General features: G+C 32.2%; 18 protein-coding genes and 1 riboswitch. Of the genes, 7 read left to right on the top strand and 11 right to left on the bottom strand.

Features of this window, described 5'->3' with window-relative positions:
- Positions 1-15 precede the first annotated feature (15 nt).
- The 6 genes from GGR97_RS09985 to GGR97_RS09960 all read right to left on the bottom strand — a co-directional run bounded on the left by GGR97_RS09985 (position 16) and on the right by GGR97_RS09960 (position 4,936).
- Positions 16-498, bottom strand: coding sequence for a dihydrofolate reductase (locus tag GGR97_RS09985; RefSeq protein WP_167898373.1), 483 nt, complete (start codon positions 496-498; stop codon positions 16-18).
- A gap of 70 nt (positions 499-568) precedes the next feature.
- Complete coding sequence (locus GGR97_RS09980; protein ID WP_167898372.1) at positions 569-1,465, bottom strand: hypothetical protein; 897 nt, start codon at positions 1,463-1,465, stop codon at positions 569-571.
- Between the two features lie 150 nt (positions 1,466-1,615).
- Positions 1,616-2,440, bottom strand: coding sequence for a thymidylate synthase (locus GGR97_RS09975; RefSeq protein WP_167898371.1), 825 nt, complete (start codon positions 2,438-2,440; stop codon positions 1,616-1,618).
- Between the two features lie 90 nt (positions 2,441-2,530).
- The gene (locus tag GGR97_RS09970; RefSeq protein ID WP_167898370.1) at positions 2,531-3,163 is read right to left on the bottom strand and encodes a bifunctional nuclease family protein; all 633 of its coding nucleotides are present in this window, start codon (positions 3,161-3,163) and stop codon (positions 2,531-2,533) included.
- 17 nt (positions 3,164-3,180) lie between these two features.
- Complete coding sequence (locus GGR97_RS09965; protein WP_167898369.1) at positions 3,181-4,143, bottom strand: electron transfer flavoprotein subunit alpha/FixB family protein; 963 nt, start codon at positions 4,141-4,143, stop codon at positions 3,181-3,183.
- A gap of 46 nt (positions 4,144-4,189) precedes the next feature.
- Positions 4,190-4,936 carry an electron transfer flavoprotein subunit beta/FixA family protein gene (locus GGR97_RS09960; protein ID WP_167898368.1) on the bottom strand — a complete coding sequence of 249 codons (747 nt, stop codon included), beginning with the start codon at positions 4,934-4,936 and terminating at the stop codon, positions 4,190-4,192.
- Positions 4,937-5,078: 142 nt separating this feature from the next.
- Between GGR97_RS09960 and GGR97_RS09955 the strand changes: the two genes are divergently transcribed.
- The 3 genes from GGR97_RS09955 to GGR97_RS09945 all read left to right on the top strand — a co-directional run bounded on the left by GGR97_RS09955 (position 5,079) and on the right by GGR97_RS09945 (position 9,637).
- A complete protein-coding gene (locus GGR97_RS09955) occupies positions 5,079-6,059 on the top strand; it encodes a pyruvate dehydrogenase complex E1 component subunit beta (RefSeq protein WP_167898367.1) in 981 nt (326 codons plus the stop codon).
- Positions 6,060-6,183: 124 nt separating this feature from the next.
- Entirely contained in the window at positions 6,184-8,652 is a 2,469-nt protein-coding gene (locus GGR97_RS09950) for a DUF5686 family protein (protein ID WP_317165748.1), read from the top strand.
- A gap of 70 nt (positions 8,653-8,722) precedes the next feature.
- Positions 8,723-9,637, top strand: coding sequence for a manganese-dependent inorganic pyrophosphatase (locus tag GGR97_RS09945; RefSeq protein ID WP_167898365.1), 915 nt, complete (start codon positions 8,723-8,725; stop codon positions 9,635-9,637).
- 101 nt (positions 9,638-9,738) lie between these two features.
- Here the strand turns inward: GGR97_RS09945 and GGR97_RS09940 are convergent, their stop codons facing one another.
- A complete protein-coding gene (locus tag GGR97_RS09940) occupies positions 9,739-10,353 on the bottom strand; it encodes a deoxynucleoside kinase (RefSeq protein WP_167898364.1) in 615 nt (204 codons plus the stop codon).
- A 174-nt stretch (positions 10,354-10,527) separates the two neighbouring features.
- On the opposite strand from GGR97_RS09940, the gene GGR97_RS09935 reads away from it, so the two are divergent.
- Positions 10,528-12,018 carry a hypothetical protein gene (locus tag GGR97_RS09935; protein ID WP_167898363.1) on the top strand — a complete coding sequence of 497 codons (1,491 nt, stop codon included), beginning with the start codon at positions 10,528-10,530 and terminating at the stop codon, positions 12,016-12,018.
- Positions 12,019-12,021: 3 nt separating this feature from the next.
- On the opposite strand, the gene GGR97_RS09930 is transcribed toward GGR97_RS09935, so the two are convergent.
- The 3 genes from GGR97_RS09930 to metK form a co-directional block, all read right to left on the bottom strand.
- The gene (locus GGR97_RS09930; protein WP_167898362.1) at positions 12,022-12,735 is read right to left on the bottom strand and encodes a hypothetical protein; all 714 of its coding nucleotides are present in this window, start codon (positions 12,733-12,735) and stop codon (positions 12,022-12,024) included.
- 13 nt (positions 12,736-12,748) lie between these two features.
- Entirely contained in the window at positions 12,749-16,075 is a 3,327-nt protein-coding gene (locus tag GGR97_RS09925; RefSeq protein ID WP_167898361.1) for a proline dehydrogenase family protein, read from the bottom strand.
- A gap of 153 nt (positions 16,076-16,228) precedes the next feature.
- On the bottom strand, positions 16,229-17,485 hold the full coding sequence (gene metK, locus GGR97_RS09920; protein ID WP_167898360.1) for a methionine adenosyltransferase: 1,257 nt from the start codon (positions 17,483-17,485) through the stop codon (positions 16,229-16,231).
- Between the two features lie 285 nt (positions 17,486-17,770).
- On the opposite strand from metK, the gene GGR97_RS09915 reads away from it, so the two are divergent.
- Positions 17,771-19,045, top strand: a complete 1,275-nt coding sequence (locus tag GGR97_RS09915; protein WP_167898359.1) for an O-acetylhomoserine aminocarboxypropyltransferase/cysteine synthase family protein — start codon at positions 17,771-17,773, stop codon at positions 19,043-19,045.
- Between the two features lie 68 nt (positions 19,046-19,113).
- Here GGR97_RS09915 and GGR97_RS09910 read toward each other — a convergent pair whose 3' ends face one another.
- The gene (locus tag GGR97_RS09910; RefSeq protein WP_167898358.1) at positions 19,114-19,893 is read right to left on the bottom strand and encodes a DUF6503 family protein; all 780 of its coding nucleotides are present in this window, start codon (positions 19,891-19,893) and stop codon (positions 19,114-19,116) included.
- Positions 19,894-20,057: 164 nt separating this feature from the next.
- Positions 20,058-20,180, top strand: a riboswitch (SAM riboswitch).
- 105 nt (positions 20,181-20,285) lie between these two features.
- Between GGR97_RS09910 and GGR97_RS09905 the strand changes: the two genes are divergently transcribed.
- Entirely contained in the window at positions 20,286-21,260 is a 975-nt protein-coding gene (locus GGR97_RS09905) for an alpha/beta fold hydrolase (RefSeq protein WP_167898357.1), read from the top strand.
- 11 nt (positions 21,261-21,271) lie between these two features.
- Positions 21,272-23,698: an aspartate kinase gene (locus GGR97_RS09900; RefSeq protein ID WP_167898356.1), complete on the top strand. Its 2,427-nt coding sequence runs from the start codon at positions 21,272-21,274 to the stop codon at positions 23,696-23,698.
- Positions 23,699-23,786 lie beyond the last annotated feature (88 nt).

Raw genomic sequence — 23,786 nt, 5'->3', positions numbered from 1 at the left:
AAGCGTTTTATAAAATTATTTTTTTTGATATTTCACAAAACTGTAGTCGTATTTGTTTTTATCATCTGACGAAAAACGTTCTCTTTTTGTTTCTACCCAAATAGTTTTGTCTATTTCTGGAAAATAAACATCTGCATCAAAAGCCTGATGTACTTCACATATGTCTAAAACATCTACAAGATTAATTGCTTGGTTGTAAATTTCTGCTCCTCCAATTACGTAAGCATTGTCATCGTTCTTAGCAATTTCAATAGCATTTTCTAAAGAATCTGTAATAATACAACCTTGGGCCGTATAATTTTTGTTTCTAGTAATAATTACGGTAGTTCTATTAGGTAATGGTTTTCCAATAGATTCATAAGTGTTTCTACCCATAATAACATAGTGACCAGAAGTAACTTGTTTAAATCTTTTTAAATCTGCGGGTAAATGCCATATTAAATCGTTGTTTTTACCCAGTTCGTTGTTTTTTCCTATAGCGGCTATAAGTGTTGTCATTGTATAAAATTAAGGCGGATTTTACCTTCTGTAATTTTCTATGTAGATGATAGAAATGCTAACAGTTGTTTTAGAATCCTACTTTGTAAATCAGTTTATTTAATCTCTTTTGATATTCTATGGCAACAAATTCTTTCATTATTTCTTTAATATCAGTAGCTTCAAACCTTCTTTGATAGTAGAATTTTTTAAAATCGTTGTTGTTTCGAATGATGTTTTTTATGCTTGTCGGAAAGTTATATCCGTAATAATCATTTGTACCATTAAGTTTGGCAGGAGCTATTGCTTTAGGTAGTTTCATAATGGCTTTGTAGTAAGATTCTAAAAATTCTTTGTTTTGAGATTCTACTTTTGCCGCCACAACTTCTCCAGATTTATCTATAATAAATTTAGGAAGTATTTGATGATTATTGTCTATGTCTAAACTAGAAACGTAACTTAAATCTACATGGTCATACAAAAAGTTGGTAATGTACATATAGTTGCATTTGTTTAAACTTTGATAGTTGTTTTCTTTGCTACATTCTTGGTAAATAGGAGGAATGTAGCCAATAGCTTTTACACCACATTTTACAGCAGGAATACCACTTAAGTCTTGAATTATAACAAGTGTATATTTGTATTTAGGGTCAAAGTTTTCAATTTGTAAAGCTTCAAAACTTAATTTTTTAAAAGCTTTCTTTAGTTGATTTTCTAATTTAGCAGACGAAGTGTTAGAGGCAATACTTGTTAATCTTTTGTATTTATCTAATGTGAATTCTATATAAATATTTTTTCGCCATTCTTTAAACTCTACAGCTTTAAGTGCTCTTCTAGAAATATGTTTTTTAAAATGAGTAGTGATAGGATTTTGATAACTAGAAATATCTTCTACTTTTTGAAGTATTTTAGCTTCGTACTTATTAAAAATTTCAATACTATCGTTTTGACGAATTTCTAATACCTCTTGAGGTTCTGTTTTGGGCACTACAATTTTCTGCTTGCTTTTACATGCAGTAAAAACAATCAGGATAGTTAAAATTATAAGTCCATTTTTTATCACTCTTTTAAAAATTTAAGCGCAAAAGTACTTAAAATTTAACAGACAAAAGTTGAGCTATGTAAGAATGTAAAAAGTTTATACAGAAACTTTTCCTCTAATGGTTGGGTGTGGATCGTAACCCTCTAAAGTGAAATCTTCAAATGTAAAATCAAAGATGTTTTTTATCTCTGGATTTAAAATCATTTTAGGTAGTGGTTTAGGTTCTCTAGTTAATTGAAGCTCTATTTGCTCAAAGTGATTGTTGTAAATATGAGCATCTCCAAAGGTGTGAACAAAATCTCCAGGCTCTAAACCTGTTACTTGTGCAATCATTAAAACCAATAATGCGTAAGAAGCTATGTTAAAAGGAACTCCTAAGAAAGCATCGGCACTACGTTGGTATAATTGGCAAGATAATTTATCGTCTGCTACATAAAATTGAAAAAAAGCATGACATGGAGGTAAAGCAGCTTTGTTGTTGGCTACATTTTCTGTAAAAGAAACAGAGGTGTCTGGCAATACACTTGGGTTCCAAGCAGAAATTAACATACGTCTGCTGTTTGGATTGGTTTTAATAGTTTCTATTACCTCAGAAATTTGATCAATTTCTTCGCCATTCCAGTTTCTCCATTGGTGACCATATACAGGACCTAAATCTCCATTTTCATCGGCCCAAGCATCCCATATTTTTACACCGTTTTCTTTTAAGTAGGCAATATTTGTGTCTCCTTTTAAGAACCAAAGCAATTCATGAATAATAGATTTTAAATGTAGTTTTTTGGTTGTTACCATTGGAAAACCTTCAGACAAATCAAAACGCATTTGGTAACCAAAAACACTTTTAGTACCGGTTCCTGTACGGTCTCCTTTTTGAATACCGTTTTCTTTAATGTGACTGATAAAATCTAAATATTGCTTCATGTTTTTAGGATCTATTGGAGTTGTAAATTTAAAAAAAAAGTCGATACGGTTTGTATCGACTTTCTGTTATTAAAGAGATGACTAAAATAACTACCTCTTGTTTAGTTCGTCTCTAATGCTTGCAGCAGTTTCGTAATCTTCTTTGGTAATGGCAGCATTTAATCTTTGTTCTAAATCTTGAACAGAATATTTAGAGTAGTCTGATGTTTTTTCACTAGAAGAAGCATTATTAACCAAGTCTGTTAATTCATCATCGGTGTTCTCAAACAAATCATCCTCTTCTTCTTTATCGTCTTCAATAAAGTCTTCTTGTTTTAGAATAATACCTGCTTTTTCTAAAATATCCTGATGTGTGTAAATAGGAGCATTAAATCTAATAGCCAAAGCAATTGCATCAGATGTTCTTGCATCAAATGTTTTTTCTTCACTTCCTTGCAAGCAAATCATCTTAGAAAAAAAGACTCCATCTACTAATTTGTGAATAATTACTTGTTTTACAATAACACCGTAAGACTCTGCAAAAGTCTTAAACAAATCATGAGTTAGAGGTCTAGGAGGTGTAATTTCACTTTCCAAAGCAATAGCAATAGATTGTGCCTCAAAAGCTCCAATTACTATGGGTAATGTTCTTTCTCCGTCCACTTCATTTAACACTAAGGCATAAGCACCTGTTTGTGTTTGACTATAGGATATACCGCGTATGTCTAACTGTACTAAACTCATTCTATCATTTTACGGGTTTAAGCATTCTCTGCTTTAAATGCTTTCAATTTTTCAATCAATTCAGGAACTACTTCAAAAGCATCACCTACAATACCATAGTCTGCTGCTTTAAAGAAAGGAGCTTCTGGGTCTGTGTTAATAACAACTTTAGTTTTAGAAGCGTTTACTCCTGCTAGGTGTTGAATAGCTCCAGAAATTGCAACGGCAATATATAAATTAGCAGCTACAGGTTTTCCTGTTTGTCCAACGTGCTCACCATGTGGTCTCCATCCCATATCCGATACAGGTTTAGAACATGCTGTGGCAGCACCTAAAACATCAGCTAAATCTTCAATCATTTTAAAGTTAGCAGCTTCTTTTAATCCTCTACCTCCAGATACTACAATGTCAGCATCCGCAATGGCAATTTTACCAGAAGCTTTTTCAATAGCTACAGATGAAATTGTAGAGCTTGCTAAAGTTGGTGTAAATTCTTCAATAACACCCTGTGTGTTGTTTTCTACTAGACCAAAAGAGTTTTTAGCCAATCCAATAACTTTTACATCAGATGTAATTACAGTGTTACCAAATGCTTTGCTAGAAAAAGCTTTTCTTTTTACGGTAAAAGGAGCAGTGTTACTTGGGGTGGCAACTACGTTAGAAGCGTATCCAGCTTTTAATTGTGCAGCAACTAAAGGAGCTAAATAAGTTCCGTTAGAATTGTTGCTAATTACAACAACTGTACTGTTGGCTTGTTGTGCAGCTTGTGTAATAACACCTGCATATATTTTTGCGTTAAACGAATTTAAAGCATCGTTTTTTACGTTTAAAATTTTGTTGGCTCCATAGGCATTAACCTCTTCAGGATTATTTGCGTTAATGGTTACCACAGTTAACTCAGTGCTTAATTGTTCAGCAACTGCTTTGGCATAAGAAACTGCTTCTAAAGCGGCTTTTTTATACTTTCCTTCACTAGCGTCAGCGAATACTAATACAGACATATATGTATGTTTTTAGTTGCTCTTTAAAAAGAGCGTGAGTTTTTAATTAGATTACTTTTGCTTCGTTGTGTAATAAGTTGATCAATTCATCAACATTACTAGCATCAATCATTTTACAAGCTCCTTTTTCAGCAGGTTTTTCAAAACTGTTGATTTCAGTAGTTGCAGAAGCATCTGTAGCTGGCATTACGGTTAATGGTTTTTTACGAGCCATCATAATTCCTCTCATGTTAGGAATTTTAAGGTCTTTTTCTTCTACCAATCCTTTTTGACCTGCCACAATAATTGGTAAAGTAGCACTTACTTTTTCTACACCACCATCAATTTCTCTTGAGGCTTGTGCGTTAGTACCTTCTACTTCTAATCCAATACAAGCATTAATATAATCAATATCTAAGAAAGAGGCAAGTAAACCAGGAACCATAGCTCCGTTGTAATCAATAGACTCTTTTCCCATTAAAACTAAATCGTAGTTTTCTTTTTTATATAACTCAGCCAATTGTTGAGCTACAAAATAACCATCTGTAGGTTTTGCATCAATTCTAATAGCTGCATCTGCACCAATTGCCAATGCTTTTCTTAGGGTAGGTTCTGTAGTAGCATCTCCTACATTTACAACAGTAACTGTTGCTCCTTGTTTTTCTTGAAACCAGATTGCTCTTGTTAAAGCAAACTCATCATAAGGATTTATAACAAATTGTACTCCATTTGTATCAAATTCTGTCGAATCACCTGTGAAATTGATTTTAGAAGTAGTATCTGGAACGTGACTTATACAAACTAATATTTTCATATTGAGATGTTTATCTATTAATATATATTTCTAAATAAGTAGAAGCTAATGTAATTTATTTTTTGTAAATATTTTGCTATAATATTAGAAAATATGGGAGTGTTTTTGTTATTTTTGTGGAGGTTTAAATAAAATAGAATACATGAAAACTATACAATTTAGAGAAGCAATTTGCGAAGCGATGAGTGAAGAAATGCGTTCTGATGAAAGCGTTTACTTAATTGGTGAAGAGGTTGCTGAATACAATGGAGCTTATAAAGCTTCTAAGGGAATGTTAGATGAGTTTGGTGAAAAGCGTGTAATTGATGCACCGATTGCTGAATTAGGATTTGGTGGTATTGCCGTTGGATCTACTATGACAGGTAACAGACCGATTGTAGAGTACATGACATTTAACTTTGCATTAGTAGGTATCGATCAGATTATTAACAATGCAGCTAAAATCAGACAAATGTCTGGTGGTCAGTTTCCATGTCCAATTGTATTTAGAGGGCCTACTGGTTCTGCAGGACAATTAGGGGCTACACACTCTCAAGCTTTTGAAAACTGGTTTGCAAACACTCCAGGTTTAAAAGTAGTAGTGCCATCTAACCCTTACGATGCAAAAGGTTTATTAAAAGCAGCTATTCGTGATAACGATCCGGTTATTTTTATGGAGTCTGAGCAAATGTATGGTGATAAAGGTGAAGTTCCAGAAGGAGAATATATTATTCCTTTAGGAGTTGCTGATATTAAAAGAAAAGGTACAGATGTAACAGTTGTTTCTTTCGGAAAAATAATCAAAGAAGCTTATGCAGCTGCTGAGGTTTTAGAAAAAGAAGGAATTTCAATAGAAATTATTGATTTACGTACGGTTCGTCCAATGGATACCAAAGCGATTATAGAATCTGTTAAGAAAACAAACCGTTTGGTAATTTTAGAAGAAGCTTGGCCATTTGGTTCCGTAGCTACCGAAATTGCATACAGAGTTCAAGAGCAAGCATTTGATTATTTAGATGCTCCAATTCAAAGAATTAACACAGCAGATACACCTGCAGCATATTCTCCAGTTTTATTAGAAGAGTGGTTGCCAAATGCACAAGATGTAGTAGATGCTGTAAAAGCAACTTTATACGTAAAGTAAATACTGCTAAACAACATAAAATTTTAAAAATTCCTTTCTTACTTTTGAGAAAGGAATTTTTGTATTCAATAATATGCTAAAACAAACACTTTTACTTTTTACAATATTAATTACAACCGTTGTTTTGGGGCAAACCAAAGTAAAAGGTAGTGTGGTAGATGTTGATGGAAACCCGTTACCATTTGCTAGTGTAATTTTTAAAAATTCAACAGAAGGAACTATTACAGATGAAGATGGAGATTTTTATTTGTCATCTCCTAAAAATTATAAAGAACTACAAGCAAGTTTTGTGGGCTTTGATAAGGTTACTTTACCTATAGAAAAACAAAATCAACTATTTAAGATTGTTTTAGAAGAAAGTGCTAGTCAACTACAAACGGTAACAATTTATACAGGTAGGGTTAAGAAAAAAGGAAATCCAGCCATTGCTTTGTTAGAAAAAGTATGGGCAAAAAAACGTAGTAACGGATTTAAAATGTTTGAATCTTTTGACTACAATAAATACGAAAAAATTCAGTTCGATTTAAATAACATAGATTCCTCTTTTACACAACAAAAAGTGTTTAAAGGAATGGAGTTTATTTTTAAAGAAATAGATACTTCTCGTGTTTCTGGTAAAAACTTTTTACCTGTTTACATTAACGAATCTGTGTACAATGTTTACGGTAAAAATAAAGGGAATGATGAGTTAGTTAGGGAGGATTTAGTTGCTAATAAAAACTCGGGTATTGGAGCAGGAGCAGGAGTAACTACTTATATTAAAGATTTGTATGTTGATTACAATGTATACGATGATTACATCCGTTTGTTTGGAAAAAGTTTTGCAAGCCCTGTAGGTAAGGCTGGTGTAAATACCTATAACTATGTATTGTCTGATAGTGCAACTATTGGTGGAAAATGGTGTTACAATATTGTGTACTACCCTATCAGAAAAAATGAGTTAACTTTTAAAGGAGATATGTGGATTGCTGATACCACTTTTGCGGTTAAAGATATTAACATGCAAGTGTCTAGAAGTGCCAATTTAAACTGGGTAAAAGAAGTTTATTTAGAGCAAGATTTTAAAGTGTTAAACGATTCTACCATTCTGCCAGAAAGAGATTATATGCTGGCCGATTTTAGTTTACGAAAGAAAAAAACATCCATGGGAGTTTTTGGTAAAAGAACTACTTATTATGATGATTACACGTTTAACAAAACTAGAAATGATGGTTTTTACAAAGTAAAATCAGACATTTTTGAAGATAGTATTTACAATGCAACTGATGACTATTGGAAAAAGAACAGATTAGAAAAATTAGATAAAAGCGAACAGGGAGTTTATAGCATGTTAGATACTCTAAAAACAGTTCCTAAGTTTAAGCGAATTTATAATTTAGGAATTATTCTGGCTACGGGTTACGTTGAGTTTCCCAATTTTGATTACGGTCCTGTGTTTTCTACGTTTGATTTTAACGACGTAGAAGGGGTTAGAGTTAGAGTGGGAGGAAGAACCTATTTTGGAATTAATGACATGTGGCGATTGCAAGGGTATACGGCATATGGTTTTAAAGATCATAGATTTAAATATGGACTTTCTTATAAGTACATGTTTGATAAACAAAAAAGATTAATTTTTGGATTAGGTAGAAGAGATGATGTTGAGCAAACAGGAGCAGGATTAACCGTTAGTAACGATGTGCTTGGACGAAGCTTTGCCAGTTCAGGTTTGTTTTCTAGTGGAGCCTCTAATTTGTTAACAGACATTCAATTAACCAATGTGTTCTTAAGTGCAGAGCCTGTAGATAATATCAACTTTGAAATTAGTTTTGTAAACAGACACTTAAAGTCGGCTTCTACTGCTTTTAGCATGGCTTATATTGATGATGCTGGAAATGTAAAAGACAAAACAAGAGAAACAGAGGTTGGGTTTGCTATTAAATATACCCCTAGAAGAAAACTGTTTGGTAATGGTGTAGAACGTAAAGAAGTTAATGATAATTATCCAGTGTTTTATGCAAGCTATGCCAATGGTATGGGTGGTTTTTTAAGTAGTGATTTTAACTATCATAAAATTCAATTGTATTACAAGCAACCTTTTTATTTAGGATTGTTAGGTAGAACTACCACAACAGTAGAGGTTGGTAAAACTTATGGAAAGGCTTCTTTAGGATTGTTAAATGTAGTTCCAGGAAATCAATCTTTTTTTAATATTCAAAATACTTTTGGATTGTTAAATTATTATGAATTTGTAACAGATACCTATGCATCTATGCATTTTGAACATAATTTTAACGGACGAATTTTTGGTAAAATTCCTTTCCTAAGAAAATTAAATTTAAGGGAAGTTGTAGGGATTAAAGGAATTTATGGTAGTATTTCTGATGAAAATGTAGTCATGAATGCTCCTGCGTTAAATTCATTACCATCATTACAAGGAGTTGTAATTAATGCTAAAAATGTAGCTCCTAGCGAGGTGTATTACGAATACAATGCTGCGGTGGCTAATATTTTTAAAGTGTTTAGAGTAGATTTCTTTTGGAGAGGTAGTTATTTAGACCGACCAGGGGCTAATAAATTTGGAGTTAAAGGTTCTTTTGGATTTACTTTTTAACATTTTATTTATTTGTATTTTTGCTCACTAAAAAACAGAAACTTTCATAGAAAACTATAAAAATAGAATCATGGCAATAAAAATTTTTGGACACAGATCTCCAGATACAGATGCAACAGCATCGGCTATTGTTTGGGCTTGGTATTTAAGTCAACAAGGAATTGAAGCAACTCCATATGTGTTAGGAGTTCCTAATACCGAAGCACTTTTTGTGTTAAAACATTGGGGATTTCAAGTTCCTGAAATTTTAACATCAGTAACAGCGGATGACGAGGTTGTTATTGTAGATACTAACAATCCAGAAGAGTTGTTTGAGAATATTAATGAGACTGGAGTTGTTCAAATTATTGATCACCATAAATTGGTTGGAGGAATTCAAACAGCAGGCCCTATAGATATAACTATAAAACCTTTAGCATCTACAGCATCAGTAATGTATTTAATGATGGGAGTTGATGAGGTTTCTGATTTGCCAAACGAAATTGCAGGATTAATGCTTTCTTGTATTATTTCTGATACATTAGAATTCCGTAGCCCAACGACTACAGAAGATGACAAAGCAATGGCTCAACACTTAGCACATAAGTTAGAAATAGATATTAATGAATATGCTACTAAAATGTTTGAAGCAAAATCTGATATTTCTGCTTTTTCTGATGAAGAATTAATCAAAATGGATAGTAAAAAATACGAAGCTAGTGGTTTTAAATATCGTGTTTCTGTATTAGAGACTACTGCTCCAAATATTGTGTTAGATAGAAAAGATTCTATTTTAGCGAGTATGGAAGAAGTAAAAGCTAAAGAGGAGTTAGACGATGTTTTATTGTTTGTAGTAGATATTTTACAAGAACAAGCTACTTTATTTGTTCCTAATGATGCTGTAAAAACAATTGCTGAAACTAAATTTAATGCAACAGTAACTGGAGATTTAGTAGTACTACCAGGTGTAGTATCTCGTAAAAAACAAATTATTCCAGTGTTGTAAAATTTCCGGATACTGCTTAAAGGTCAAGTTGATAGGAAATATATATATCATAAAAAAACTCAGTCTAATTAGACTGAGTTTTTTTATGTGTTGTAATTAGGTTAAAATAAACCGTGAACTTGTGCATCAATTCGATCAATAATTTTCCCTAAATCTTCAGGATTACTCACATAATCCAAATCATCAATATCAATAATTAATTTTTTTCCTTTGTCGTAAGTGCTAATCCAAGCTTCGTAACGTTCGTTTAATCTGCTTAAATAATCTATGTTAATAGAACTTTCGTATTCACGACCACGTTTGTGAATTTGTCCAACTAGCGTTTTAATATCGGCTCTTAAATAGACTAGTAAATCAGGTGGTGTAACTAAGTTTTCCATCAATTCAAATAACTTGCTATAGTTCTGAAAATCTCTATTGGTTAGCAATCCCATAGCATGTAAGTTGGGAGCAAATATTTTAGCATCTTCATAAATAGTTCTATCCTGAATAATGTCTTTTCCGCTTTGCTGAATTTTTAGAATTTGCTCAAATCTGTTGTTTAGAAAAAATACTTGCAGGTTAAAAGACCAACGTTCCATTTCGTTGTAAAAATCATCTAAATAAGGATTGTCTTCTACACTCTCAAAATGTGCATCCCATTTGTAGTGTTTGGCTAAAAGTTCCGTTAGTGTAGTTTTTCCAGCTCCAATATTACCCGCAATAGCTATGTGCATAGTCTCAAAATTTGAAACCTAAAAATAGGTAAAATTTGGGAATACCAAATGTTATAAATTATCTATCTAAAAATATGTTTTAAAGATGGATTTCTTAGGTGGAGTTGATACAGATTAACTTATACCTTTTTTTAATTCGTTAATTTTAAATTATAACCATTCCCATTACTACTTATGAAAAAAAATAAAACTGTTTTAATAATCTTACTAAGTGTTTTTGTGCTTTTTATGGGGGTGCAAATGGGACTTAATTATTTAATTAATGCTAAAGTTACAGAGGTTTTAAAAAAGACAAAACCTACAATAACTTATGAGTTGTTAGATTATAGTTTATTGTTTAATGAATTACAGGTTACCAGTATAAATGCAAGTAATAATGCAGAGAATAGTTACCGTGCTAACGTAGCTTTATTAAAACTGCAAGGTTTTAGTTTGATGGACTTCATCAGTAAAGAACAACTCCATTTTGGCAAATTAATTATTGTCAATCCTGTGTTTAGATATGTTAAGGAAAAAGATGTAAAATCATCTACAAAAGAAGTTAATATGGATGGTTTTTCTGCCATTTTAATTGATGAATTTGAGGTGGATCATGCAGACCTGTTTTTTAAACAGCAAAGCAAAAGTACTTCGGCAACAATTAGTTTTTTAGTAAAAGATATTAAGTTAACAGCACAGACCCTAAAAAATAAAATCCCTTTTGAGTATGGAGATAGTTCTTTTAATGTTGCTGATTTTTATACGGATTTATCAGAATTAGAACTGTTAAAGTTTAAAGAATTAAAGACTGTTAATGGAACTGTAGCCATTACAGACTTAATCATTCAGTCAAAAGATTCTAAAAAGGAATTGTCTAAAAAGTTAACGGAAGAAAAAGAACATTTGGATTTGTTTTTTAAACGAATAGAGTTAGAGGATTTTTGCATTACAGAAGTAAATCATCAACAAAAATTAGCAGCAAGTAATGTTAAAATTATAGCTCCTGAGCTTAAGTTTTTTAGAGACAAACGAGTGGCCGATAATACAATTTACAAACCTTTGTATAGCGAAAAATTGATGAGGTTAAAGACCCTTATAGATTTTCCTGTAATAGAAATTAAAGAAGGGTTGGTGGTGTACGAAATGTTAATGGATGAGGGAGATGAAATAGGTGCTTTGGTTTTTAATGATGTAAACGCAATTTTAAAAGTATCTAATTTAAAAGGTAGGGAACAGTTGTGTTTAGATGCAGAATCTATGTTTATGGAAAAATCTCCTTTTGCTTTAACTATTGAGTTTACAGATTTGGCTCACAATAATTTTACAAGTAAAGGAGTGTTAAAAGATTTTAAAACAGATTATATAAATCCTTTTTTATATAAAATTTTAAATACGGAATTAAAAGGAGAAATAGATGATTTGTATTTTACTATTAGCGGAAATAATACGCTAGCAACAGGAGATGTTAAAATGAAATATGATAATTTAAAATTGCAAATTAACAAGTACAATCTTTTAAAAAGAACGTTGCATGCTGTAGGAAATTTAGTTTTAAAGAATACTTCTAGCAAAGAACCAGAGCAATTTAGGAAAGGAACTATTAAAGAAGAAAGAGTGCAAACAAAATCGTTGTTTAACTTTTTGTGGATAAGTTTACGTACAGGTATTTTAGATGTTGTTTCGTAAAGCTTAAGGTTGTTTAATAGGTGTTTTGTAGATATTGCTATCTTTTAAATAATACAATACATTATTCTGTACTTCATAAGAATTAATAGAATCTGGTACACTTATTATTTGTGTTGTTTCTTTATACAATGCATTGTTTTGTAAGGTATACAAACTATGCATAGATATGGGTAGTAATTGATGCTTTAGTTTTTTAGAAGATGTTTTTCTGGCTACAAAATTATAAGTCTCTAACTCATTAGTTTCTGTTTTTACAATAGCTTTGTTAAGGTTTCCTTTAAGCTGTGTAATTTTGTTGGTAATAGGAATAGTGCTAATTTCTGTTTTTTCTGTTTTTAAATTGTAAATACTCAAAACTTTTTGGATGTTGTTGTACGTCCATATTTTATTTTCTCCAGCACTAGCAATTAAATCGGTACCCATAGGTATGTTGTATGCAGCAATAAAGTTTAAACGATTGTCTAAGGCAACAACTTTGTTAAAGAACTTATAAAATACTAAAATTTGTAACGGATTGCTAATGTCTATACCATCAGGAGTTCCATATTTTAGGTTCTGATAATCGTTAGTACTTCCGCTTTTGTGTAGTGAGTTGTTTTGTAAGTAATAATAGTTGTCGTAAATGTCTACACCCACAAAATCTACTACATTGGTTTGTAGTAGATTTTGTCCGATGCAACAAGACCAACAAAAAAGAGTGATGAGCCAAAGTTTCATACTCAAATATAATCTAATATACTTTAGGTTTGTCAGTAGGATTGTAATCCACTCCCATTAAATTACCATATCTGTGATAATTGTGAGAATAACTCTGTTCTATTAAATAGTTTAACAACTCTAAACGACCACTATTTCTAGGTTCGTAGTTGTAAACGTGAATAGCATTTTGATGACATCTAATTAAAAAGTGATCAGATAAAATCCCTAAAGCTCTTACACAAGTATTGTTGGTAGGGTGATGTTTTAATGCATTTCCACAAGTATCTTTAATTAACGGAATGTTTAAAAATTCTGCAATGTATTCTATTTTGTCTATATGTTTTTGTGGTGTATGTACATCATATAACAATAGAATTTCTTTATAAGTAATGTAGCTAGAAATGTTATACTGACCACGTAGATTTACATAATCAATTTTTTTACTAAACAATTCATTGTACCATTTTGCATAATCTTCTTTCCAATCGGTAGTTTTAGATTTTAAGTTGGTAAACTGTAATACATAATTAATTCCCCCGGCTTTCATTCCAAAACCAAAACAAGAAGCTTTAATTCCTCCAAAGGGTTGTCTTTGTACAATAGCCCCTGTGGTAGATCTATTTACATATTTATTTCCTGCTTCTATATGTGTATTCCAATATTCAATTTCATTTTCATCCAAAGATTCTAAACCAGAAGTTAATCCGTAAGCTACATTGTTAGCAATGGCAACGGCATCTTTTAAATCGGTAGCTTTTAATACAGATAAAATAGGACCAAACAATTCATTTTGATAAGAATAATCATCGGTAGTTACATTCCATAAAATTCCTGGTGATAACATATGATTTCCGTTTAATCTAGGTTTTACCAACCATTGATCATCTGGAGTGTTTTGAATTACATGTTTTATTTTTTCGGAAATAGGAACGGCTAAAGGGCCAATTTCTGTAGAAAAATCCCAAGGATTTCCAAAGACCTTACTTAATGCAGCATCTTTTAATAAATTCTGAAATTCTTTATCCTCATAAACATCTTCGGTTAAAATTAACAAAGAGGTGGCAGAACATTTTTGACCAGCATTACCAAAAGCAGACTGTACAATATTAATACAAGCTTGTTCTTTATCGGCCAAACTAGTTACAATAGTGCTGTTTTTTCCTCCTGTTTCTGCATATAAATTTAACTGCGGATTTCTTTCTAATAAAAAGTGAGCTGTTTCTGTTCCTCCTGTTAAAATAACGGCATCAAAAACATTACCTGTACTTAAAAAATCATCTAAAGTACTTTCTTCACAAGGTAAAAAGTACAGTGCGTTTTTAGGGATTCCTGCTTCCCATAAACACTTACAGATTAAATAGGCACAAGCCGATGCGTTGGTAGAAGGTTTTAAAACTACTTTTTTTCCTGCAGCTAAAGAAGCTAAGGCTCCTCCAACGGGAATGGCAATAGGGAAATTCCAAGGAGATAAAACAAGGTTGATTCCAGTGTTTATAGTTTCAAACTCTTGAGCAATTTCTAAACTACTTTCAGCGTAAAAATTAGCAAAATCAATAGCTTCAGAAACTTCTACATCTACTTCTTTAACCGTTTTACCTAATTCTGCAACAGCTACACCAATTAAGTTGGCTCTATTTTTTTCTATTTCTACAGTAGCTTTCTTTAAAAGAAACGCTCTTTTTTCTGTATCATATTCTTGCCATTCTGTAGGAGTATCAATGGCTTTTTGATAATCTTCTTTAATGGCCATTTCATAGTCCCAAGGAGGGGTTCCTGCCCAATTGCTAATTTTTACCGTATAACGTTGTAAGTCATCTACATCTCCAACAACAGGAATGGTAGTTCCTATAATGTTTTCTGGAGTTTGCCAATTGGTTTTAATTTGCTGAGCCCATAAAATGTTTTGGGGCAAATTCCAATCGGTATTAGGAACGTTATGAAAAGTTTGCATTAACTCAGGTTTTTCAATATTCCTGTCTTGCGTTCTGTTTGGGTTGGTCTCTAAGGTTTCCATAAGTTCTATAGATTTTAAAAACTCATCTTTTAAACTTTCCCATTTTTCAGAACCTACTTGTAAATTATAACCTTCTTTTAAAAAGTTTCCAGGTTGAGTTCCTTCATCTAATCGTCTTACTAAATAAGCAATAGCCGCATTGTATTGATCTTTTTTTACGGTAGGAGTATAGAGTAATAAGCGAACTTTTTCGGCAGCTAAATTACTCACCAACTGATTGGCCATTCCTTCTAACATTTCAAAATCTACACAATCTTTTAATTGATGCTCTTGCACCAAGTTTAAAGCAAAAGAAATATCAAAAACATTGTGAGAAGCCACTCCAATGTTTACTACTCTGGCAGCTTCTGGAGTTAACATTTCCGAAAGTATTTTTTTGTAATTGGCATCAGTTTCTGCTTTGGTGCTATAGGTTGCCAACGGCCAGTCTTCAATAGAAGATTCGGTTAGTTCCATTTCCATATTAGCACCTTTTACCAATCTTACTTTTACGGAAGAACCTCCATTTCTTACTCTTTCGGTTGCCCAAGAAAGTAGTTTTCGGTAATAGTGAATCATTTCTGGAATGTAGGCTTGTAAAACAATTCCGGCTCTAATGTTTTTATATTCTGGAATAGATAATGTTTTTACAAAAACATCGTAAGTAATTTCTAAATCTTTGTATTCCTCCATGTCTAGGTTTACAAATTTTTGAACTCCTGTTTCTCTTTGAATTTTAAGAATTTCATCGTAAAACATAGCCAATCTATGCGATAGTTTTTCTACCGTATCTTCGTGCGCTAAAGATGATATTTGAGAAAAAATAGTAGAAATTTTAATAGAAATGTAATTCACATCTTTTCTATTTAATAAAGCCAAATAACTTAAAATCCTTTTCTGAGCCTCATCTTCTCCAATTAAAGCCTCTCCAATAGAGTTGATGTTTAGCGTTATGTTTTGCTCTTTTCTTTTTTGCAGATGATTTTTAAATTTCTGACTGTTCATAAAAAAGACAACATCACTAGAAGTGGCTTGAATTTTTTGTAACATGATGGATACACTAATAGATGGGATTAGTTTTCCTGTAACGGTAAATGCTTTTAATAATAAGTTTTCTACCGGGGTAAAAAGCGCTTGATAGTTCTTATGCGTTTTTAATAAATAAATAACATGCTCAGCTACTTTTTTGTAGTTTTTAGACCTAAACGCAACATCCATCATTTGTATTAAAAAATACTTGGATTCTGGAATTTCTATAATGGTTTTTAACCTGTCTGAGAAAGGATTGCTCTCTGCTGCTTTAGATGAGTCTTTGGTTTCTAATTTTTCTGCTAATTGTAATATTTCTGTGGTATTTGTTTTCATAGGCTGCATATTACTAATTATTCAAATATTTTTTGTTGACAGAGAACAACTTAAGAAAATTTGCTTGGTTTTGTAGTTTAGCAGTCCTTTAAATTAAGGGAAAAGAAAAATCCTGCTGAAAAGCAGGATTTTTAATATGATTTGAAAAGTGAATTACAGTTTAAAAGCTGCTTTTACTTTTTCTACGTAGTCTAACTTTTCCCAAGTAAACGTTTCTACTTCAATTTCTTTTCTTCCTTCATAAGGAGATTCAAAAACTACAGTTTTAACTTCTGGGGCACGTCCCATGTGTCCGTAAGCAGCTGTTTCTGTATAAATAGGATTACGTAACTTTAATCTAGTTTCAATAGCAAAAGGTCTCATGTCAAAAATAGAAGTTACTATTTCTGCAATTTGTCCGTCAGTTAAATCTACTTTGCTAGTTCCGTAAGTATTTACAAAAATTCCCATAGGTTCTACTACACCAATTGCGTAAGAAACCTGTACTAAAATTTCTGTAGCAACACCTGCTGCCACTAAGTTTTTAGCAATATGACGAGTTGCATAAGCTGCAGAACGGTCTACTTTACTAGGATCTTTTCCAGAAAAAGCACCACCACCATGTGCACCTTTACCTCCATAAGTATCTACAATAATTTTACGACCTGTTAAACCAGCATCACCATGAGGTCCTCCAATTACGAATTTACCTGTTGGGTTAATGTGAAATTTAATATCATCACCAAACAATGCTTGAACTTCTTGGCTAAAAGTAGCTTTTACACGTGGAATTAATATGTTAATAATATCAGCCTTAATTTTAGCTAACATACTTTCATCATCGGGTCCAAAATCATCATGCTGTGTAGAAACTACAATCGCTTCAATACGTTCTGGTTTGTTGTCATCAGAATATTGTAAGGTTACTTGTGCTTTTGCATCAGGACGTAAATAAGGAATGTCGGTTAATTCTCTACGTAAAGCAGCTAATTCTTTTAACAAACGATGAGAAATTTCTAAAGCCAAAGGCATATAGTTTTCTGTTTCGTTAGTTGCATAACCAAACATCATTCCTTGATCACCTGCACCTTGTTCTTCTTTACTAGCTCTATCAACTCCTTGGTTAATGTCTTGAGACTGTTCGTGAATAGCCGATAATACTCCACAAGAATTACCATCAAACTGATATTCTCCTTTGGTATATCCTATTTTATTAATGGTATCACGTGCAATTTGCTGTACATCTAAATAAGCTTTAGATTTTACTTCTCCTGCCAATACCACCTGACCTGTAGTTACTAAAGTTTCACATGCTACTTTAGAATCTGCATCATAAGCCAAAAAATGGTCTATCAATGCATCAGAAATTTGATCTGCAATTTTATCTGGATGTCCTTCTGAAACAGACTCCGATGTAAATAAATATGACATATCTATTTGTGTTTATTAATTTATATTTATTGTGCTGATTGCCTTGGTCGGCTAAAGGAGTAGAAAATTACTGCTTTAGCTCTTTATTTCTTACAATTAGAATTGTAAAAGAGGTGGCAATCAGTTCAAATCTTTCCCCTTTAGTGACGACAAAATTATAAAAAAGAAACCATATAGAACCTTTTATCGCATCTTTATTTTTATTGATTTTTAATAACCCCTTAAGGAAAACAGATTTTTATATATTTGCTAACTACGGAATTAGAAATTATTTAAAAATATATTATGGATATTCAAAGACTAGAGACCGCTGCTTTACATGCAGGACACGATGTGACAAACACACAAGGAACAAGAGCTGTACCTATTTATCAAACATCATCATATGTATTTAATAATACAGAACATGCTGCCAATTTATTTGGATTAAAAGAATTAGGATTTATTTACACTCGATTAAATAATCCTACTAACCAAGTTTTACAAGAGCGTTTAGCGGCTGTAGAAGGTGGAGTTGGAGCGGTAGTTTTTGCTTCTGGAACCTCTGCAATTGCAACAGGATTGATGACTTTGTTAAGAGCAGGAGATCATATTGTGGCTTCTAGTAGTTTATACGGAGGAACTTATACGTTGTTAAATGTTACTTTGCCAAGATTGGGAATTACAACTACGTTTGTAGATGCATCTAATCCCGAAGAATTTAAAGCAGCTGTACAAGATAATACACGTGCCTTTTTTGTAGAATCTTTAGGGAATCCAAAATTAGATGTGTTAGACTTAGAGGCAATTGCTGAACAAGCAAAAGCAGCAGAGGTACCTTTTATTGTGGATAACACAGTAGCATCACCAGCTTTGTTAAATCCAATTAAACACGGAGCTAATTTAGTTATCCATTCCTTAACAAAATATATTGGTGGACAAGGAAATTCTTTAGGAGGAGCTATTGTTGATGCTGGAACTTTTAACTGGGCCAATGGAAAATTCCCTGAGTTTACAGAACCATCTGCAGGATACCACGGATTGGTGTATCACGATGCTTTAGGAGCAGCAGCATTTACTTTTAAATTAATTTTAGAAGGATTACGTGATTTTGGTGGAGCTTTAAGTCCTACCAATGCATTTAACATTATTCAAGGATTAGAAACTTTACCGGTAAGAATTAAGCAGCACAGTGCAAATGCATTAGAGTTGGCAGAATGGTTAGAGTCTAGAGAAGAGGTTACGTGGGTAAATTATCCAGGATTAAAGAGTAGTAAATATCACGACTTAGCTAAAAAATATTTACCAAACGGACAAAGTGGTTTGTTAACTTTTGGTTTAAAAGGTGGTTTTGAAGCAGCTAAGAAAGTAACAGATGCAACCAAAGTTTTTTCTTTATTAGCAAATATTGGAGATACAAAATCTTTAATTATTCACCCAGCAAGTACTACACACCAACAATTAACTGTTGATCAGCAAGCTGGAGCGGGAGTTACTCAAGATTTAATTCGTTTGTCTGTAGGATTAGAAAATATTGAAGATTTAAAATTAGATTTAGCAAACGCTTTTGCTACTTTATAATTATACTAAGATATTGCAGTTTAAAAAGCTCGTTTTTGATTTATCAAAAACGAGCTTTTTTTAGTTTTTTACTTAGGTAAATGAACAATGTTTTCTAGTTCTATTTTAGAAACTTCTTCAAGTTTATCGTTCTCGTACAATTTAGGAATTTCCGATAAATTAAGGTTTTTAGGAACTTTGTAGTTCACATAGTCTTGAAATAAAATTCCATCTACATTTCTTTGGTTGTAAGCACTCCTAAAACGTATTCCACCACCATTTACATCATATTTGTAAGCAATATAATCAACAGTGTTGGTGTGGGTATTGGTCCAATAATAGAAAATATCCTGATAATCTTCTCCACCTCCTTCTTGGTCAAACGTAACCTGAATTACGTTGTATTCTTTGTTTTTAATAGTAACTAATCCTTTGTCTGTTTTGTTTACAGAAGCATCATTTAATTTATAAGGTAATAATGTAAAATAGATTACTGAATTTAAAGCTCCCGTGTATCTTTTAATTTCTGTATTAGATAAGTTTACTTTTTTGTTTTGTTGGTAACGTGTAAATTTTCCATTTTCTAAAACATCTACTGTTTTTATAGCACCATTATTTTTAGTGACGGTATATTTATAAGCCCCATTATTGTTGGTAAAAGTGTATTCATCACCTCTAAAAGTAAAAGCGTAAGAAGCATCATCGTATAAGTTGCCTCCATGGGTAGCAATGGCATTGTTGATGATTTTTTCTGCAGTAGAAATGTTTTGTTGATAATCTATAACTTGTAGTGGTTTAGCTTCTTTTGTTTTGCAAGAATAACTAAGCAAAAGAGGTAAGGATAAAAGAAGAACGGTAATATATTTCATGATGATGATTTGTTTTAATAACTCGGTTAAAAGGTACCATACAAAAATGATGCTAAATAATTTTAGAAATCATTTTATAATAGGTCGTTGTAATCGCCTATAAATTAAATTGGTTATCTATAATATAATTTATAGATTTGCATCAGCTCATTATGTATTGAAGTATGTTATCATGAAAGGTAGAGGGAATAGACCCGTTGAAGCCTTAGCAACCCTTTTTAGCGAAAGACTAAAATTCTTAAAAAGAAGGTGCTACGTTCTACCAACAGAAGTTGGATAGATAACCCAAGAGCAATTCTCTTACAAAATCACGATAACTTACAAACACTACACAATTTCATTCTACATTTGTATAGAATAGAGATGGTTGAGTTTTAAATGATTTTAAGACATTGAACAAAAGTTTACAACATAGAACCCTAAAAGATTACACTACCTTGGTAGGTGTGTATTATGCTAGTTTAGAACTTTCTTACGAAGTTTTTGGACAACCATTGCACACAGCTCCTATTGTGTTGGTAAATCATGCATTAACTGGAAACTCTGACGTGGCAGGGGAGCACACCGGTTGGTGGAAAGGAATTGTGTCTAAAGGAAATTTAGTAGATACAGATAAGTACACTATTATTTCTATTAACATTCCTGGAAATGGGTACGACAATAAACCAGAAAATTTAATTGAGGATGTAAAAAGCTTTACAGCAAGAGATATTGCTCGGTTATTTGGTTTGCTGTTAGAAGATTTAGAAATTACCAAATTACATGCTATTCTAGCAGGATCTTTAGGTGGTGGTATTGCTTGGGAAATGGCAGTGTTGTTTCCAAATTTAGCAGATTATGTAATTCCAATAGCATCGGATTGGAAAGCTACCGACTGGATTTTAGCACATAACAAAGTGCAAGAGCAAATTTTAATGAACTCAAAAAAACCAGTTCACGATGCTCGTATGATGGCTATGTTGTTTTACCGAACAGCAGCCTCTTTTAAAGAGAAATTTAACAGGACTCAGAATGAGGCTTTGGGAATTTCTAACGTAGAGAGTTGGTTGTTGCATCACGGTTATAAATTAGAACAAAGATTTGAGTTAAAAGCTTATCAAATGGTAAATCATTTGTTAAGTACGCTAGATATTACTGAAGGAAGAGGAAGTTTTGAAGAGGTTGCTAAAACCATTAATGCTAAAATTATTCAGATAGGAATAGATTCAGATTTCTTTTTTGTTCCAGAAGAAAATAGAGAAACACATAGTTTGTTAGCTCAATTGGGAGTTTCGTCAGTATATAAAGAAATAACTTCTATTCATGGTCACGATGGATTTTTGGTAGAAGATGAACAGTTAAAAGAATTATTAAAAGACGTTTTTTAAACCTTATAGAAATGAAAGTATTAAAGTTTGGAGCAAAATCATTAGCTAACGGAGAAGGGATAAAAAGCGTTATATCTATTCTTTTAAAAAAAATACAAAATAAAGAAGAAGTTGTTATTGTAGTTTCTGCAAGAGGAACTGCTACAGATGATTTGTTAGAGTTATTAGAGCGAGCTAAAAAAGGAGAAGAATATCAAGAAGCTTTTACAGCTTTTAAAAACTATCAATTAGAGCCGTTACCTACTATAGATTTTTCTGAGGAGTTTACCTTTTTAGAAAAAATATTTGAGGGAGTAAATTTGTTAGAAGATTACAGCCCAAAAATAAAAGACTTGGTAACTGCTTATGGTGAGTTATTAGGTGGTAAAATGATTACCGCTTTGTTGGCTAACGAAAAAGTAAATGCACAGTATACAGATTCTAGAAGTTTGTTTAAAACGGATAATGTATATGGAGCGGCAACATTATTAGAAGAAATTACAGAAGAAAATGCTAAAAAGTATTTTTCTACGGTTGATTTTTCAAACACAATACCTGTAGTTACAGGATTTGTAGGAGCAAGCTTAGATGGAGAAACTACAACAATAGGATTAAACGGTAGTAATTATTCAGCTTCTTTAATTGCAGGTTATTTAAATGCAGAAGAATTAGAAAATTATACCATTGTAAGTGGTATTTATACAGCCAATCCATCATTGGTTTCTAATGCACAAAAAATAAATCATTTGTCTTTTAATGAAGCAAATGAGTTGGCCAATTTAGGAGATAACGTGTTAGATGCTAAAGCGATTATACCTTTGGTTAAAAAGAACATTTCTTTACGTATTTTAAATACGTTTGAGCCCGAAAGTCCAGGAACGTTAATTAATGCAGAAATGAGTTCTAAAAATGGAATTAGAGCAATTTCTGTACAAGAAAACATGGCTTTGGTAAGTTTGGAAGGTCGTGGTTTGTTAGGTAAAGTTGGTATTGATGCACGTTTGTTTACAGCACTACAAAGAGAAAATGTAAGTGTGGGAATTATTTCTCAAGGATCATCAGAACGTGGTATTAGTTTTGTGGTGAGTGGTAGAGATGCTCACAAAGCAAAAGATGCTTTAGGAAATGAATTTAATTTAGATTTTTTAAGTAATGATATCAATAAGATTACCATTACAAGAGGAGTAGCAGTTGTATCAATTTTAGGGAATTCATTAAGTTCTTTTAAAACTAGTTACACAGCATTGGTAAATAATAATATAAAACCGTTGTTAATTAACAACACGGTTACAGGTAATAACGTTTGTTTGGTGATAGATAATAAAGAGTTAAGAAAAGCAGTAAATGTAATGCATGGAGAGATTTTTGGAATTGCCAAAAAAATTAATGTAGCTGTTTTTGGAGTTGGTTTGGTTGGTGGAACATTAATCAAACAAATATTAGAAAGTAAAGAAACTATTTTAAAGCGTAGAGGTATTGATTTAAACGTGTTTGCTGTGGCAAATTCTAAAAAAGTACACTTTAATGCAGAGGGTATTGCTACTACTTGGAAACAAGATTTAAAAGAAAATGGGGTTCCTTATAAAGGAATAGATGCTGTTGTTAAATATGCCAAAGAGCATCATTTAGGAAATTTAATTGCTGTTGATAATTCTGCAAGTGCAGGAATGACAGAGAATTATATTCCGTTAATAGAAAGCGGATTTAACTTAGTTTCTTCTAATAAAATAGGAAATACAAAATCGTTAGATTTTTATAATGAGTTGCGTTTTTCATTATTACAAAATAGAAAACAGTATTTGTACGAAACTAACGTGGGAGCTGGTTTACCTTTAATTGATACCATTAAGTTGATGCATGCATCGGGTGAAAATATCACAAGAATTAAAGGAGTTTTTTCTGGAACATTAAGTTATTTGTTCAATAATTTTTCTGCTAAAGATGTAAAATTTAGCGAAGTCTTAAAAGAGGCAGCAGACCAAGGGTTTACAGAGCCAGATCCTAGAGAAGATTTAAATGGGAATGATGTAGGTCGTAAATTGTTAATTTTAGCTCGTGAACTAGACTTAGAAAATGAGTTTAGCGATGTGCAAATTCATAATTTAATTCCAGGAAACTTAAGAGATGGAGATACACAATCTTTCTTAAATAAATTAGAAGATTTGGATCCTGTTTATCAAGCGATCAAAGACAATCAAAAACCAAATCACGTATTGCGTTATATTGGAGATTTACACGGAGATTTAGCTTCGGATAAAGGAGTTTTAGAGGTGAAATTAGTTTCTGTACCTAACGATTCTGCTTTAGGACAAGTAAAAGGAGCAGATTCTATTTTTGAGATTTATACAGAATCTTATGGAGAACAACCCGTAGTAATTCAAGGAGCAGGAGCAGGAGCAGATGTAACAGCACGTGGTGTGTTTGGTGATATTATGCGATTGACAGAACTTGAGTTGTAAATTTAAGTTAGTACTGAGTAATAAGTACAAAGTAGTCAGTTTAAAAAGAATGTAAAATTATGTACTCAGTACTCGGTACTTTGTACTA

This window comes from Wenyingzhuangia aestuarii (genome assembly GCF_011927765.1).
GTDB classification, from domain to species: Bacteria; Bacteroidota; Bacteroidia; order Flavobacteriales; family Flavobacteriaceae; genus Wenyingzhuangia; species Wenyingzhuangia aestuarii.
The sequence above is the reverse complement of the archived record's forward strand: the minus strand, read 5'-3'. Positions and strand labels throughout refer to the sequence as shown.

Bases quoted from the DNA above. Each gene is read 5' to 3' on its own strand.
- GGR97_RS09985 (WP_167898373.1), bottom strand. From the start codon at position 498: ATGACAACACTTATAGCCGCTATAGGAAAAAACAACGAACTGGGTAAA.
- GGR97_RS09975 (WP_167898371.1), bottom strand. From the start codon at position 2,440: ATGAAGCAATATTTAGATTTTATCAGTCACATTAAAGAAAACGGTATT.
- GGR97_RS09970 (WP_167898370.1), bottom strand. From the start codon at position 3,163: ATGAGTTTAGTACAGTTAGACATACGCGGTATATCCTATAGTCAAACA.
- GGR97_RS09965 (WP_167898369.1), bottom strand. From the start codon at position 4,143: ATGTCTGTATTAGTATTCGCTGACGCTAGTGAAGGAAAGTATAAAAAA.
- GGR97_RS09960 (WP_167898368.1), bottom strand. From the start codon at position 4,936: ATGAAAATATTAGTTTGTATAAGTCACGTTCCAGATACTACTTCTAAA.
- GGR97_RS09955 (WP_167898367.1), top strand. From the start codon at position 5,079: ATGAAAACTATACAATTTAGAGAAGCAATTTGCGAAGCGATGAGTGAA.
- GGR97_RS09945 (WP_167898365.1), top strand. From the start codon at position 8,723: ATGGCAATAAAAATTTTTGGACACAGATCTCCAGATACAGATGCAACA.
- GGR97_RS09940 (WP_167898364.1), bottom strand. From the start codon at position 10,353: ATGCACATAGCTATTGCGGGTAATATTGGAGCTGGAAAAACTACACTA.
- GGR97_RS09935 (WP_167898363.1), top strand. From the start codon at position 10,528: ATGAAAAAAAATAAAACTGTTTTAATAATCTTACTAAGTGTTTTTGTG.
- GGR97_RS09930 (WP_167898362.1), bottom strand. From the start codon at position 12,735: ATGAAACTTTGGCTCATCACTCTTTTTTGTTGGTCTTGTTGCATCGGA.
- GGR97_RS09925 (WP_167898361.1), bottom strand. From the start codon at position 16,075: ATGAAAACAAATACCACAGAAATATTACAATTAGCAGAAAAATTAGAA.
- metK (WP_167898360.1), bottom strand. From the start codon at position 17,485: ATGTCATATTTATTTACATCGGAGTCTGTTTCAGAAGGACATCCAGAT.
- GGR97_RS09915 (WP_167898359.1), top strand. From the start codon at position 17,771: ATGGATATTCAAAGACTAGAGACCGCTGCTTTACATGCAGGACACGAT.
- GGR97_RS09910 (WP_167898358.1), bottom strand. From the start codon at position 19,893: ATGAAATATATTACCGTTCTTCTTTTATCCTTACCTCTTTTGCTTAGT.
- GGR97_RS09900 (WP_167898356.1), top strand. From the start codon at position 21,272: ATGAAAGTATTAAAGTTTGGAGCAAAATCATTAGCTAACGGAGAAGGG.